Source organism: Nitratireductor sp. XY-223 (assembly GCF_004959855.1).
Taxonomy (GTDB): domain Bacteria; phylum Pseudomonadota; class Alphaproteobacteria; order Rhizobiales; family Rhizobiaceae; genus Hoeflea_A.
Genome location: NZ_SPNT01000005.1, coordinates 308,427 through 322,321, shown reverse-complemented (window position 1 = coordinate 322,321; position 13,895 = coordinate 308,427). Strand labels below are relative to the sequence as shown.

Below are 13,895 nucleotides of genomic sequence, written 5' to 3'. Positions count from 1 at the left end.
GATGCGGGCGGCCTGGTACAGGCGGACCGGGCCGGCCTCCGAGGTTCTGGAGACCGGCGCGCTGCCCGATGATCCCGGCGGACCTTTAAAGCCCGGTGACGTGCGGGTGCGGGTCCGCACCTCCGGGATCAACCCGGCCGACGTCAAGCGCCGCGCCGGCTGGGGCGGCCTTTCCCTGGAGCATGATTTGATTGTGCCGCACGCCGACGGCGCCGGCATCGTCGAGGCCGTCGGCGCGGATGTGCCGCCTTCGTGGCTCGGCAAGCGGGTCTGGATGCGCAATGCCCAGGGCGGCTATGGCGAGGCCGGCAGGGCGTACGGCACCGCGTCCGAATGGATATCGCTTCCCGCGGCGCAGGTTTTCGAGCTGCCGGAGCCGCTCGGCTTCGCAGAAGGCGCGTGCCTCGGCATTCCGGCGCTGACGGCGTTCCACGCTGTGTTCGCGGACGGGTCCGTAGAGGACAGGACCGTACTGGTCACCGGCGCCGCCGGCGCCGTCGGCCACTTTGCCGCGCAGTTCGCCCGCGCTGGTGGCGCGCGTGTCATCGCCACCGTGAGCAGCGCCGAAAAGGCCGCCCACGTGAGGGCCGTCGGTGTCCGGGACATCGTCCTGCGGCATGACGAGGATGTCGCCGGGCGGGTCATGGAATTGACGGGCGGAGAGGGCGTCGACCGCGTTGTCGAAGTGGACTTCGGCGCCAATCTCGAACAGACGCGGCGGATCATCAGGCCCCATGCGGTGATTGCCGCCTATTCGTCCACGGCGGTGCCGGAGCCGGTCCTGCCCTATTACGATTTCGCCTTTCGAGGCGCCACGCTGCGCTTCATCCAGGGGTTCCTTTTGACGCCGGATGTCGTGGACGCGGCGCAGGCGCTGATCTCCGACATGGCGGCGAACGGCGCGCTGCATGTCGCCATTGCCCGGCGTTTTCCGCTGGAACGCATTGCCGAGGCCCATGAACACGTTGAATCGGGCGAAGCCATCGGCAACGTCGTTCTGGAGATTTGAACTCCATGGCAAAACGCGGGGCCGGGACCCCGCGTCGCCTTGTCGTTGTCAGGTCGAAGCGCTCTCGCCCTGCTTTTCGGGATCGACCCCGGTCCAGGCCGTTCGGTCGAGATCGAGATCCGGAAAATCGTCCGGGTTGAGCACCGGCCGCTGGACCCCCTCGTTGAGCTGCCGGCGGAAGTCCTTGAGGATGCGCAGGCAGGTGGGCAGCAGCATCATGATCACCACGAGGTTCACCACCGCGAGCACGCCCATCAGCGGATCGGAGAAGAAGAACACCGCGGTCGCGCCCGGCGCGGTCGCGCCGAGGAAGACGATGCAGATCACGATGACGCGCAGCGCGTTGGTCGCGAGCGCATTCTTGGTCATCACCGTCAGCGCGTTCTCGCCCAGATAGTAGTTGTAGATGATCGAGCTGAACGCGAAGAGCAGGATCATCAGCGACAGCAGGTACTGCGACCAGCCGCCGAGATGCGAGACGAGGGATTGCTGCGTCAGCGCGATGCCGTCGATGCCTTCGGCGCCCGGCACGTAGACGTCGCCCAGCAGAATGATGAATGCCGTGCAGCTGCAGATGAAGATCGTGTCGATAAAGACCGAAAACGCCTGCGTGATGCCCTGGCTGATCGGATGCCGCACATCCGCCGTCGCCGCGACGTTCGGCGCCGAGCCGAGGCCGGCCTCGTTGGAGAACAGGCCGCGCCGCAGCCCCTGCGCGATCGCCGCTCCCATGCCGCCGCCGACCACTTCCTCGAAGCCGAAGGCGTTGTTGAAGATGCTGATCAGCACGCCCGGCACCGAGCCGATATTGAGGACGATCACCACCAGCGCCATCAGGATATAGCCGAGCGCCATGATCGGGACGATCACGTCGGCGGCCTTGGCGATCCTGTGGATGCCGCCGAAGACGATGAAGCCGGCGACGACGGCCAGCAGTATGCCGGTCCACAGGCGGCCGATCCCGAGACTGTCCTGCACGGCGCCGGCGACGGTGTTGCCCTGAAACGCGTTGAAGCCGAGGGCGAAGGCCGCGATCAGGCAGACCGCGTAGACCACCGCGAGCCAGTGGAACTCCTCGCCGAGGCCGTGGATGATCGACCGCGCCGGTCCGCCGCGGAAGTCGCCGTTCGGCTCGCGGCGCTTGTAGAGCTGCGCCAGCGAGCACTCGACCAGGCTGGTCGCCATGCCGACGAGCGCGATGGCCCACATCCAGAACACCGCGCCCGGTCCGCCGAGCGTGATGGCCACCGCCACCCCGGCGATGTTGCCGCCGCCGACGCGACCGCCAACGGAAATCAGCAGCGCCTCGCGCGCCGAGATCGCGTTCGGATCGCCCGTCTGGTTGGCGCCCGACAGCACCCGGAACATGCGCCTGAAGAACTGGAACTGCACGAAACCGGTGAGGGCGGTGATGAAGACGCCGAAGATCACGAGGAGCGGGATCAGCGCCCACCCCCATGTCAGAAATTCGATAAGGCCGAAAAGGTCCTGCAGTGCCTGCATATCCCCCTCCCTATGGTTCTGGAGTTCACGTATCCCGGGAAGATTGAATCTCAAAGCAGTTGCACAACTCTTATCAGAGTCGCCGCCTGAAACTAAGCGCCCGGATGGCGCTATCAACCGTTAATGAGGGTGGGGATCGGGATAGAAGAATACTTTGTGCACCGCCCTTGACCTTCCAGTTACTGGAAGGCCTATAACCCGGTCAGATCACATATCTGACGGGTGTATCCAATGGACCATCACACTGCCGTAAAAAAGCATGACAACGATCACACCGCTTGCGGCCACGCGCATGATTTACCGACCGTTTCCGGGGGTGTGGTCGATCCTGTCTGTGGCATGACGGTAGATGTCAATTCCGACAAGCCGTCGCTGTCATACAAGGGTAGGGACTACAATTTCTGCAGTTCGAAATGCCACGACCGGTTCGAGGAAGATCCTTATTTCTTCGTATCCGGCAACAACAGGCAAATGCGGGAGACGGCCGCGGCGGACACGAAATACACCTGCCCGATGCATCCGGAAATCGTTCAGGATGGGCCCGGTTCCTGCCCGATATGCGGTATGGCGCTCGAGCCGCTGGATGGTGTTTCGGACGAGCCCAACCATGAACTGATCGACTTTACGCGGCGGCTTTGGGTGAGTGTCTTTGCAGCGGTGCCGCTGCTCATCCTCACTATGGCGCCAATGGTCGGATTGCCGGTTCGGGATCTGATCGGTGAACGGACCGCTCTCTGGATCGAGTTTGTGCTGGCAACACCCGTCATCCTGTGGGCCGCCGCGCCGTTTTTCCAGCGTGGCGTCTCTTCGATCCGGACCTGGAACTTGAACATGTGGACGCTGATCATGATCGGCGTGGGCGCGGCGTATCTTTACAGCACAATCGCAACATTTGTGCCGGGCATCTTCCCCGCCGGTATCCGTTCCGAAGGCGGACACGTGCCGGTCTACTTCGAGGCTGCGGTTGTGATTGTCGCGTTGGTGTTTGTGGGCCAGGTGTTGGAGTTGAGGGCGCGGGAGCGCACAGGCGACGCGATCAAGGCTCTGCTGGATCTCGCGCCTAAAACGGCACGCCGGGTCACGCCCGATGGCGACGAATATGATGCGCCGCTTGAAAACATTATCGAAGGCGATCGCCTGCGCGTCCGGCCGGGTGAATCGGTCCCGGTGGATGCGGTGGTGATCGAAGGCAGCACATCTGTGGACGAGAGCATGCTGACGGGAGAACCGGTGCCGGTCGAAAAATCCGCTGGCGACCCGGTCACCGGTGGCACGATCAACCGCAACGGTTCGCTTATCATCGAAGCCAAAAAGGTCGGCGACGAAACGGTCCTGTCACAGATCGTCGCCATGGTCGCATCTGCGCAGCGCTCACGTGCCCCGATACAGGGGCTCGCCGACAAAGTTGCATCCTACTTCGTTCCAACGGTCGTTGTAATCGCCGTGGTCGCCTTTGTCGTCTGGCTTCTGTTCGGTCCGAGCCCGGCGTTCGCCTATGCCATCGTCTCAGCCGTGTCGGTGCTGATCATCGCCTGTCCCTGCGCGCTCGGTCTGGCGACCCCGATGTCGATCATGACCGCAACCGGAAGGGGCGCTCAGGCCGGTGTGCTCATCAAGGACGCCGAAGCGTTGGAACGCATGGCCAAAGTCGATGTTCTTGTGGTCGACAAAACCGGTACTCTGACAGAGGGCAGACCTGTTCTGACCGATGTTCTGACTGTCGGTGAATTGACAGAAAGCCAGGTACTCGGTGCCGCCGCTTCACTGGAAAAAAGCTCCGAACACCCCTTGGCGGAAGCCATTGTGGAAGGCGCTGCCAGCCGTGGTGTGGCTGCTGTAGAGACATCCGCATTTGAAGCCGTCACAGGCAAGGGTGTCCGCGGCATGGCAAACGGCAAATCTATTTCACTTGGCAACAGCGCCATGATGGCTGCGGAAGGGGTGGATACGAACTCGCTCAATCAGCAGGCCAACGTCCTTAACGAAGACGGGAAAACGGCAATGTTCATTGCCATTGACGGTATGCTGTCCGGCATCGTGGCGGTCTCCGATCCTATCAAGGCAACCACCGCTGATGCGATCGAAGCGTTGCACCGAGCCGGCCTGACGATCATCATGGCCACCGGTGACAATGAGCGCACTGCGAGAGCTGTTGCTGAAAAGCTCGGCATTGACGACGTCAAGGCCGGCGTTCTGCCCGAGGACAAAAAGCTGCTGGTTGACGCATTGCACGCCGAGGGACACAAGGTTGCAATGGCCGGTGACGGTGTCAACGACGCCCCTGCGCTTGCGGCAGCCGAGGTCGGCATTGCCATGGGCACAGGCGCTGATGTTGCAGTGGAAAGCGCTGGTATAACGCTGTTGAAAGGCGATCTGACCGGCATCGTCAGGGCGAGGCGGCTGGCCTTGGCGACACTGCGGAACATCCGGCAGAATCTATTTTTCGCCTTTGCGTACAACTCGGCGGGCGTACCGATCGCTGCCGGTATTCTCTTTCCGATCACCGGCATGCTTTTGTCGCCGATGATTGCGGCCGCGGCCATGAGCCTGTCTTCGGTATCCGTGATCGGCAACGCGCTGAGGCTGAGAGGCGTCGGGCTGGACCCCCGTTGAACGGATGACCATCAGGAGAACGACATGAATATTGGTCAAGCTGCCGAACTGTCGAACCTGCCGGCAAAAACCATTCGCTACTATGAAGACATTGAACTGGTGACGCCCGAGCGCAGCGACAACGGCTACCGCAAATACTCGGAAAAGGACATTCATCGGCTGAGATTTGTGCAAAGGGCACGCAGTCTCGGGTTTTCGATCGAAGAATGCAGATTGCTGCTGTCGCTTTATCAGGACAAGAACCGGGCAAGTTCCGACGTGAAGGCTCTGGCACTCGACAAAGTCGGGGAAATCGACCGTAAGATCACGGAACTGCAGTCCCTGCGGATGACTTTGTCTTCATTGGCCGAAAAATGCCACGGCGACGACAAACCCGACTGTCCCATTATCGATGACCTGGCTGGGTTGCACGATCAATAACGGCTTGAGCTTCCACTGGGTGGAAGCTTTATAGTCATGACGAAAGGGTCAGGGCAGGAATCCTATCTTGATCGCAACAACGCGGCAGGACATTCACCGGGCAATCATAAACAACGGCGATGCAGAAAAAATGATATCGCGGATGATAAATGGAAGAAGCCGGCTGGCGGTTCTCTGTCGCAGCCTGACCTTACTGGCGGTGGCTGGTTTGCTGGTGGCCGGAGGAGTGATGTCGCATCTTGATGAGGCTGCGGCTTTTCACACGCACGAGAGATCGGCAAACGGACAGCATACAGACGACACCCACACACATCTCGATACAGGCCGGCCTGATCTGCAATTACCAACTTCTGTGGTGCATTGCGGTGCTGATTTGCTGTCCCAAGGCGGCGTGCGAGCGGTCAATTGGCATCGGACGATGACAAATGGTCCCAATGGAAATGACATCACTCGACACTTGATCCGGTCCGGATGCGATCCACCGCCGCCACGATCGGTCTCTTGAACACACCGAAGTGCAATTGCGGATGGCGCAATTGCTTTGCAAGAAGTTCAAGAGGTTTGAAAATGAAAAGACAGAGTTACCTGATTGCCGCATCGGTCGTTACAGCGATATCCGCGGCCGCCTATGCCCATACCGGCGCGACCGGCATCGTGAAGGAACGCATGGACGCCATGAGCGTGATGAGCAAGGCGGTGAAGTCGATCTCCAAGATGATGATGGGCGAGACGCCCTATGACGCGGATGTCGTCAAACAGGGTGCCGCCTTGATAAAGAACCACGCCGGCGAAGCCATGACCAGCCAGTTTCCGGAAGGCAGCCTGCAAAAGCCGTCGGTTGCAAAACCCGAGATATGGACCAACTGGGACGAATTCGTTTCCCTGGCCGATCGGTTGGGGGTTCTCGCCGATGGTCTTGAAGCGGCGGCCGACAACGGTCCCATGATGGCCGGCGGAAATGCCGAGGGCCACATGATGGGCGAAGGCGGGGCAAACATGATGGGTGGCGGCTCCATGATGGGAGACGGCGCCTCGGGGATGATGAGCGGCTCGGGCAACATGATGGGTGGTGGACGAGATATGATGCTCGATCCGGCCGTGCTTGCCCGGATGCCGGCGGACGGTGTGTTCAATATGCTCGCCCAGACGTGCTCGTCCTGCCACACGAAATTCCGTATCGAGAAAAAATAGTCCATGCGGAGAATTTTGACTTTGCTTGTCCTGGCCCTGGCGTTCGCAGGGGCCGGGGCGGCAACCCTAACGGTTTGGCCGCTCGGTCAGAAAGACAACGTGGATTTTCCGGATGGAAACGCATCCCGTGGTGCATATCTCGCGCGCATGTCCGGTTGCATTGCCTGTCACACGAATTCCGATCAGGGTGGCGCGCCGCTTGCGGGCGGTCTCGCGCTCAAAACAGATTTCGGCACGTTCTATTCGCCTAACCTGACGACGAACAAACAGTACGGAATCGGAAGCTGGACGGTTGGGGAATTCGCAACCGCTGTCCGCAAGGGCATCAGCCCGTCGGGTAAACCCTACTATCCGGCATTTCCCTATCCGTTCTATTCCAAGCTGTCGGATCAGGATATCGCAGACTTGTGGGCGGCGTTCCAAACAGTCCCCCCGATCGATCAGCCATCTGCGCCGCAGGACATGTCGTTTCCATACAATTTCCGTGCCGGTTTGAAACTATGGCGCGCCATTTTTCTCGACACCGATCCATTCGAGCCCGTTGAAGGGAAGAGTGAGGCCTGGAACCGCGGCAAGTTCATCGTCGAGGGGCCGGCGCATTGCGGTGCCTGCCATACACCTCGGAATTTTGCCGGTGCACGGCAGGCCGAACTCGAACTGCATGGAGCGGACGGATTGCCGGATGGCGGCGAGGCGCCGCCCATTACCAGTGCCGAGCTTGCCCGGAACGGATGGACGGTCAACAATCTCAAATATGCTCTCAGAACCGGTATTCTGCCGGATGGCGACGCGTTTGGCGGCGCCATGGGAGAAGTCGTCCGGGACGGCACGTCCTTTCTGAGCGATGAAGACCTCACCGCCATTGCCACCTACCTGCTCGAGCGGAATCAAGCACAATGAAGCTGACACGACGCGATTTTCTCGGTTCCTCTGCGGCCACGGCTGTTTTCGCGACAGTCCCGTTGAGGGTGGATGCCTCGCCTGCATCGGAGGACGTGCTGGAGATCACAGCAGGATCGTCGAAACAGCGGCTTTACCGGCCGGATTATCCGCCATCCGATCTTTGGACCTATAACGGAAGCGCTCCGGGCCCTGAAATCAGAGTGAAGCGCGGCCAGCGCGTGCGTGTTCGATTTACGAACGGCCTCGAGGAACCGACGTCCATCCATTGGCACGGCATTCGCATCGACAATGCCATGGACGGCGTTTCCGGACTTACGCAGGATGCCGTCATGCCGGGTGAGGAATTCGTCTACGAATTCGTCGCACCGGACGCCGGAACCTACTGGTATCACGCGCACAACAGGAGCTGGAACCAGGTGGCAAGGGGGCTGTACGGCGCCCTGATTATTGAGGAGGACGATCCGGTCTTTGACCGGGAGCACGATCTGACGCTGATGGCCGACGACTGGCTGCTGGATCGCAACGGGGTGCTGGATGTCGCTAGTCTGGGTTCGCCTATGGAATGGAGCCATGGCGGCCGGTTGGGCAACTGGCTGACCGTCAACGGCAGGAGTCAGCCAGAGTTCAAACTGAATGCGGGCGAAGCCTACCGGCTTCGTCTGATCAATGTATCAAATGCGCGGATATTGGAGATCGATCCCAACCGGTTTGACGCCAGGGTGATCGCCTATGACGGACAGCCGCTTGCTCAACCGGAAATCCTGAACTACGAGCCTTTGCTGATTGGTCCGGCACAGCGTGTGGATTTCCTGATAGTGCCCAAAAATACGAACCCGATCCTTATTGAAGAAATGTCGGGAGATCGACCGTTTCCTTTTGCCAGCCTGCGACCGGTCGCAGGCGGCGAATTGAAACCGGAACCGGCGGGACTTGAACCCAACAGCCTGCCGGAGCCGAATTTGAACAGAGCCATGCGTTTCCGGCTCGATATGACGGGCGGCGCCATGGGCACGGTGGTTGAGACTGTCTATCAGGGTAGGAAACTCAAGGGATCGGACTTCAGCAAGACTGGTCAGGTTTGGGCATTCAACGGGATCGCGAATTTTGCTGCGGAGCCGTCCTTCCGCTGCTCGCGCGGTGAAACCGTGATTATCGAAACCGTGAACCGAACCGCCTTCGTTCACGCCATGCACGTTCATGGCCACCATTTTAGGATCATCGAGCGCAGCGGCAGCAGCGTGAAGGAAGACAGCCCCTGGCGTGACACATTTCTCGTTGGCCCCAATCAGATCACGACGATCGCATTTGTCGCCGACAATCCAGGAAAGTGGCTGTTTCACTGTCACATGCTTGAACACGCGGCTGCCGGCATGACGACATGGTTTGATGTCGTATGAGGGTGACGGCGGGCAACCATCGGACCAGGAAGGAAAGCAATGCGATATGTCTTTTTCCTAGCCATCTGCATGGCCGCTGCAGCTGTTCTTTATACAGCCATCACCTGGTCGACGGATGATCAGGCGGTGTTTCTGCTTAAACCCGGCGATGAACGGATCGTTGCGCAGGGAAAGCAGATTTATGCGGAAAGCTGTGCCAGCTGCCATGGCGCAAATCTCGAAGGCCAGCCGAACTGGAAAACGCCCGGCGCCAATGGCCGCCTGCCGGCGCCGCCGCATGATGCGACCGGACACACGTGGCATCACACCGACGAGGTTCTCTTTGGGCTCACCAAATTCGGCGCTGCGAAATTCGCCGGTCTCGAGAATTACGAGACCGACATGCCGATTTATGAGGACGTGCTGTCCGATGAAGAGATTGTTGCCGTGCTGTCCTACATCAAGGCGCAATGGCCGCAGGATATTCGTCAGCGCCACGACCAGATGAACCGCCAACGCGTAAACTGACCGTATCGCCCGGGCCCAACGCTGACCGTCTCACTGCCTCATCAAAAATCTGACCAGCCAAAAAACAAGAACGATTAACACGATCGTCAGTCCGACCATACCAAGCCAGCCGAACCACATGCCGAACATCATGTCTCCCGAACCCGACATCATGTGTGGCCATCCCGATGTTCCGGGGCAATGTGGCGGCCGGTAAACCACAGGACAAGCGGTGGAATGATCAGCCACTGCAACAACGGGCTTAATCCGGTCCCGAACGGCGGGACCCTTGGCATCAGGTCCGAATAAGTCCAGCGCAGACTGATGTTGGTGTAGTAATACTCAAAGCCCATGGTCAGTCCTATGCCGATTGCGATGTAGAGCAGCATCTGCCAGGCGGCCGGTTTGACGAACCAGTACCGGGTTCGCGCTGCCGCGCTGGTCGCCCAGAAGGCGGTGAGAGCGAACCCGACATCCCCGAATGTCGCGGACGTACATAACTTAATGCCGTCCCAGTGGTTCAGTTCGATCATGCCTGCATAGGTCGGCGCCTGAAGGTATTCCCAGACAAAGTGCAGCAGGAACGAGAATACTGCCACACCGAATTCCGGCATATTAATAAGGGTTCTCATGAGTCAGCCCTACAACCTTCCAACGATGGAAGGTCAACATCAAACCTTTGTGACGATACCGGGCACGGAAATTCGGTTCAGGTGAGCGTTATCGGATTCCGTTGGCGGCCTGCAGTTCCCGCACATACTCGATGATCAGTGCCACGTCTTTCTCGGACACATGCGGTTGCGCCGGCATGTTTCCGAAAGTCCAGTGGTGCTGGCGCACTCCCTGACTGACGGCCAGATAGAACGAGGCATCGGAATGGTGCCCTGGCTCGTAGATAATATGAACCAGCGGCGGCCCATCCGGGGAGCCGGCGGCATTGTTTCCATGGCAGGCTGCGCAATTTTCATCGAACAGGGATTTGCCGGCTGCGGCGGCTGAAGACAATTCGGGAACCGTTATGTTCACAGGCATCTGGCCATCGCTCCGGCCGATCAGCTTATTGATTGTGAAAACGCCACCCACAATGAGGATCCCGACGACGGCATATCTGGGTAAATTGGACAAAATAGACATCCTTGAACTCAGGCAGAAATGGTGCGGGCGCAGACTGTGTCACCAGATGTGCTCCGGTTTGGCATCAACGCCATTGAACAGGGGCATTGTGACAGCTTTCCAACGGGAGATAGCGTTTCCACCAAGGGGAAGGTCAAGGTGGAAACCACATGAGTTATCGGGAACGAACCGCCCGTCTGGTTGGCGCCCGACAGAACCCGGAACATGCGCCTGAAGAACTGGAACTGCACGAAACTGGTGAGGGCGGTGATAAAGACGCCGAAGATCACGAGGAGCGGGATCAGCGCCTATCCCCATGTCAGAAATTCGATAAGGCCGAAAAGGTCTTGCAGTGCCTGCATATCCCCTCCCTATGGTTATGGAGTTCACGTATCCCGGGATGATTGAATCTTAAAGCAACTGCACAACTCTTGTCAGAGTCGCCGCGTGAAACTAAGCGTCCGGTTGGCGCTATCAACCGTTTAATGAGAGTGGACTTGGCTTTTAGCAAGCCGCGTTGTCATGGCCAATGTGGGCCAGCGGGCACCTGTCAAAACAGTCGGACACAGGTCCGATGGAGCAGGATTTGAAGGGTGGACGCCAAAGTCGCGAAAATCGGGGTCGCCCGATCAAACCCAAATCAAAATTAAAGGGGTTTCAAATGGGGCAGGACGCGCGTTTGGCCGTTTCAACGTAGCCGCGGCCGTCAGAGCTGGCAAGCGGTGCTGTGTGGCGATTTATTGGGGTCGGCGAAATTGGGAAGGTGTGATTAATCTCTAGCGAATAGACGAAGCAGCTGAATGGATTGAACTCGCGTTCTACAAGACAGAGAACGCGGATGCCTTTGCGAGTCTGCTCAACCTGTCCAGATAATAGTCCCAACTTTGTAACTCAATTCCCGCTTTAGCCAGTTGTGTCTGCCGATGCATCCAACTCCGCTCATCAAAATCTTTTTGATCCTTGCTGCCCACAACCAACAAAAAGCTTGCCGGAGCGACCGATGGACAACCTAACTGCTCCCTGATTTCGTTTCCGCCGTAACCGTCAATGATGGTTTTGTAGTTCTCGATCTGATAGGAGGCTCTATTGGTTGCAGCGGAAGGCACAGCAAAATTTGTTTCCACGCCCGTTGTAAATAGCCGCTTGCCATACGCTTCGATTTCAACACAGACAATTTTCTGGTCGTGTGTAACGTATACGAAATCTGGTACTATCGTTCGTATTTCCGGAGTTAGCGTTCCGTCCTCGTTCTTGACATTTTCTGTGAAGCGGAGCTTCTTTTTCGAGTAGAATGATTCATAGTCAATCACAAGGATCTCTGGGTTTTTGGAAATAACATCATGTATTGCCGGCTCATTCGTTTTCGATTGTCTAGCGACCGCCAGTGCAAGGGCGGATCCTGCTTTAATGAACCGTTGTTCTGGTGATCCTTCTCTAAAACCGGCCAATCCAAGTAAATTCTCCGCCGCTCCATAACCAGCAATTTTTGGATCAGTTTCCAGTCCTCTTAGCGGATCGTGGTCGGTCGAAAACCACTGCAGAATCCAGGATGGTCGGAAGAGCCTGGCTGATTGTGTTAATTCTTGACGGCGTGAGATCTTCCCGCTCTCATATTTGTTTCTAATTCTGCTGGGAATAAGGTGCGGCGCAGTCACCCACAATCCACATGTTCCCTGCGGTGTGAACAGCTTCAAACGGTTTTGATTGTCAAATTTCGGACCAGAGCCATCGCATAGAAATTTGGGATCAATATCGGGCTTTCCGAATGCAACTTGGATACCGAACACCAAGTCGTATGCTCTCATTTTTTTGATCGATATTTCGTACTTGCAAGTGGTCAAATCCGTCAAATTGTCCGGCTGCCATTCAACGGTCGGGGCTCCCTTCCATGAGCCGAGAAGGCGCGCGCAGAAAACTGAGTTGCCGAAGTAGAGTTGCATGGAAACCTTCCGCCGTGCGGCTCCCAAAAAACAATTGTTCAACGCACTCTCGTGCAATCTCATATATCTCGAAAAAGCTTGTACATAGGCGTCGAAGTAATCGATGGTTTCCTGTTTTTTTGAATGGTCGTGCGGCATTTGTGATCTCGCAAAAAAATTGATTAAGTAATAAAAAAATGAAGGGTGCAGGTTATGCGAACGATGTAGATCTAGAATTGCTGTATGTCAGTGTTGAAGTGATGTGCTTTCATTTCCGGATCGCAGTCCCACCCGAGAGCGACGCCGATCGGCACTCGCCTATATGCTTCTGCTAATGTAGTGCCGCACATCTTTCCCGAAGGATCGGGTTATAGTTGATCAAACCCTTTTTTGAGACCGTAACATCCACTGCTAGACCATTGGTGCCTTCGACGCGTTGATTGTTGTCTCCGACGGTTCTTACAACAGTACCTTGGAGCGTAACGCCGGCGTCCAAATTAACCAGATGGTAGGTGTCCCTTGCCACCGCTACCTCGACAAGCTTCCCGTCATTCTTACTCGCATGCCATGATGAAGCATCCTTACAATTCGATGCGTCAGTTTTCGAAAACTCAGCGCAATAAGTGAACTCAGGGTAATCGGTGTTGCCTGGTGGAACCGATGTTAGGACCAGTTTCGTGTCAAAACCGGTATTCGGGTCCAAACGATGTCGTGGATTATATCTGATCAGATATTCCCCTTCTCCCACCGCCAAAATCAACGGCCCCTGATAAGAATCCACTGAACATTCGACACGAACGCCACGAACAAATTCGATCGGGAAGAAATGCGTGAATAAAAGAACCACTAGCCCACCGGGCAACAAAATGCCCAATACGACCAATATGGCGCCTGATTTTGATTTTTTCTCAGACATAGAAGCCACCCCATTTTTTTAAATCAAGGGGTCGATGTTTTGGACCACGGCTCGGACGTATCATTGATCAATCTGGGGTTTAGTTCAAACAAAAACGCCAAATAGTTGCATGGCATGGTAGTGTGCAGATGCGACCTCGGCACAGGTGTGTTGTCAGCGCCTGCTTGCGGCAAAACTTGATTTGTCGGCCTTCCCCGGATCGACACCGATCGGAACCTGTTGCTCCTCTCCGGTGCGCTTGTTCGTCCGAAGCCGGTAGTCGATCGGCGGTGCTTCGAATTTGAGGGATAGGTGGCCTGCTATATGGCCAACAGGAGTCTCGAATGGACTGGTGCCGCTGAGAGGACTCGAACCTCCGACCCCATCATTACGAATGACGTGCTCTACCAACTGAGCTACAGCGGCCCGCTGCCGAGGCGGCAGGA

At 57.5% G+C, this 13,895-nt stretch carries 14 protein-coding genes and 1 tRNA gene; 9 read left to right on the top strand and 6 right to left on the bottom strand.

The annotated features are described in order from the left end of the window. Position 1: 1 nt before the first annotated feature. On the top strand, positions 2 to 1,009 hold the full coding sequence (locus E4M07_RS18795) for an NADPH:quinone reductase (RefSeq protein ID WP_136659914.1): 1,008 nt from the start codon (positions 2 to 4) through the stop codon (positions 1,007 to 1,009). 48 nt (positions 1,010 to 1,057) lie between these two features. Here the strand turns inward: E4M07_RS18795 and E4M07_RS18790 are convergent, their stop codons facing one another. Beyond that, positions 1,058 to 2,512: an alanine/glycine:cation symporter family protein gene (locus E4M07_RS18790; protein WP_136659913.1), complete on the bottom strand. Its 1,455-nt coding sequence runs from the start codon at positions 2,510 to 2,512 to the stop codon at positions 1,058 to 1,060. A gap of 231 nt (positions 2,513 to 2,743) precedes the next feature. Here E4M07_RS18790 and E4M07_RS18785 point away from each other — a divergent pair, with 231 nt between their 5' ends. The 7 genes from E4M07_RS18785 to E4M07_RS18755 all read left to right on the top strand — a co-directional run bounded on the left by E4M07_RS18785 (position 2,744) and on the right by E4M07_RS18755 (position 9,543). Then, positions 2,744 to 5,125: a heavy metal translocating P-type ATPase gene (locus E4M07_RS18785; RefSeq protein ID WP_136659912.1), complete on the top strand. Its 2,382-nt coding sequence runs from the start codon at positions 2,744 to 2,746 to the stop codon at positions 5,123 to 5,125. A 24-nt stretch (positions 5,126 to 5,149) separates the two neighbouring features. Further along, positions 5,150 to 5,545: a Cu(I)-responsive transcriptional regulator gene (gene cueR, locus E4M07_RS18780; protein WP_136659911.1), complete on the top strand. Its 396-nt coding sequence runs from the start codon at positions 5,150 to 5,152 to the stop codon at positions 5,543 to 5,545. A gap of 67 nt (positions 5,546 to 5,612) precedes the next feature. Then, the gene (locus E4M07_RS18775) at positions 5,613 to 6,050 is read left to right on the top strand and encodes a hypothetical protein (protein WP_136659910.1); all 438 of its coding nucleotides are present in this window, start codon (positions 5,613 to 5,615) and stop codon (positions 6,048 to 6,050) included. Positions 6,051 to 6,112: 62 nt separating this feature from the next. Beyond that, positions 6,113 to 6,736, top strand: a complete 624-nt coding sequence (locus E4M07_RS18770) for a cytochrome c (protein ID WP_136659909.1) — start codon at positions 6,113 to 6,115, stop codon at positions 6,734 to 6,736. A gap of 15 nt (positions 6,737 to 6,751) precedes the next feature. After that, the gene (locus E4M07_RS18765) at positions 6,752 to 7,636 is read left to right on the top strand and encodes a cytochrome c (RefSeq protein WP_246660505.1); all 885 of its coding nucleotides are present in this window, start codon (positions 6,752 to 6,754) and stop codon (positions 7,634 to 7,636) included. Beyond that, on the top strand, positions 7,633 to 9,036 hold the full coding sequence (locus tag E4M07_RS18760) for a multicopper oxidase family protein (protein WP_136659907.1): 1,404 nt from the start codon (positions 7,633 to 7,635) through the stop codon (positions 9,034 to 9,036). Before E4M07_RS18765 ends, E4M07_RS18760 begins: the two co-directional genes overlap by 4 nt. Before the next feature lie 39 nt (positions 9,037 to 9,075). Next, positions 9,076 to 9,543 (top strand): cytochrome c, encoded by a 468-nt coding sequence (locus E4M07_RS18755; protein ID WP_136659906.1) that lies wholly within the window; start codon positions 9,076 to 9,078, stop codon positions 9,541 to 9,543. Positions 9,544 to 9,692: 149 nt separating this feature from the next. On the opposite strand, the gene E4M07_RS18750 is transcribed toward E4M07_RS18755, so the two are convergent. Further along, positions 9,693 to 10,121: a hypothetical protein gene (locus E4M07_RS18750; RefSeq protein ID WP_246660504.1), complete on the bottom strand. Its 429-nt coding sequence runs from the start codon at positions 10,119 to 10,121 to the stop codon at positions 9,693 to 9,695. 121 nt (positions 10,122 to 10,242) lie between these two features. Further along, positions 10,243 to 10,554: a cytochrome c gene (locus E4M07_RS18745; RefSeq protein WP_246660503.1), complete on the bottom strand. Its 312-nt coding sequence runs from the start codon at positions 10,552 to 10,554 to the stop codon at positions 10,243 to 10,245. A gap of 251 nt (positions 10,555 to 10,805) precedes the next feature. Between E4M07_RS18745 and E4M07_RS29140 the strand changes: the two genes are divergently transcribed. Continuing rightward, complete coding sequence (locus tag E4M07_RS29140; protein WP_169054282.1) at positions 10,806 to 11,039, top strand: hypothetical protein; 234 nt, start codon at positions 10,806 to 10,808, stop codon at positions 11,037 to 11,039. A 414-nt stretch (positions 11,040 to 11,453) separates the two neighbouring features. Here the strand turns inward: E4M07_RS29140 and E4M07_RS18735 are convergent, their stop codons facing one another. The 3 genes from E4M07_RS18735 to E4M07_RS18725 form a co-directional block, all read right to left on the bottom strand. Beyond that, a complete protein-coding gene (locus E4M07_RS18735; protein WP_136659903.1) occupies positions 11,454 to 12,713 on the bottom strand; it encodes a Shedu anti-phage system protein SduA domain-containing protein in 1,260 nt (419 codons plus the stop codon). A 172-nt stretch (positions 12,714 to 12,885) separates the two neighbouring features. Then, entirely contained in the window at positions 12,886 to 13,470 is a 585-nt protein-coding gene (locus tag E4M07_RS18730) for a hypothetical protein (protein WP_136659902.1), read from the bottom strand. 329 nt (positions 13,471 to 13,799) lie between these two features. Further along, positions 13,800 to 13,875, bottom strand: a tRNA-Thr gene (locus E4M07_RS18725). Between the last annotated feature and the right edge of the window lie 20 nt (positions 13,876 to 13,895).

Coding starts and splice junctions, on each gene's coding strand:
- E4M07_RS18795 (WP_136659914.1), top strand. CDS start 2: ATGCGGGCGGCCTGGTACAGGCGGACCGGGCCGGCCTCCGAGGTTCTG.
- E4M07_RS18790 (WP_136659913.1), bottom strand. CDS start 2,512: ATGCAGGCACTGCAGGACCTTTTCGGCCTTATCGAATTTCTGACATGG.
- E4M07_RS18785 (WP_136659912.1), top strand. CDS start 2,744: ATGGACCATCACACTGCCGTAAAAAAGCATGACAACGATCACACCGCT.
- cueR (WP_136659911.1), top strand. CDS start 5,150: ATGAATATTGGTCAAGCTGCCGAACTGTCGAACCTGCCGGCAAAAACC.
- E4M07_RS18770 (WP_136659909.1), top strand. CDS start 6,113: ATGAAAAGACAGAGTTACCTGATTGCCGCATCGGTCGTTACAGCGATA.
- E4M07_RS18760 (WP_136659907.1), top strand. CDS start 7,633: ATGAAGCTGACACGACGCGATTTTCTCGGTTCCTCTGCGGCCACGGCT.
- E4M07_RS18755 (WP_136659906.1), top strand. CDS start 9,076: ATGCGATATGTCTTTTTCCTAGCCATCTGCATGGCCGCTGCAGCTGTT.
- E4M07_RS18745 (WP_246660503.1), bottom strand. CDS start 10,554: ATGCCTGTGAACATAACGGTTCCCGAATTGTCTTCAGCCGCCGCAGCC.
- E4M07_RS29140 (WP_169054282.1), top strand. CDS start 10,806: ATGAGTTATCGGGAACGAACCGCCCGTCTGGTTGGCGCCCGACAGAAC.
- E4M07_RS18735 (WP_136659903.1), bottom strand. CDS start 12,713: ATGCCGCACGACCATTCAAAAAAACAGGAAACCATCGATTACTTCGAC.
- E4M07_RS18730 (WP_136659902.1), bottom strand. CDS start 13,470: ATGTCTGAGAAAAAATCAAAATCAGGCGCCATATTGGTCGTATTGGGC.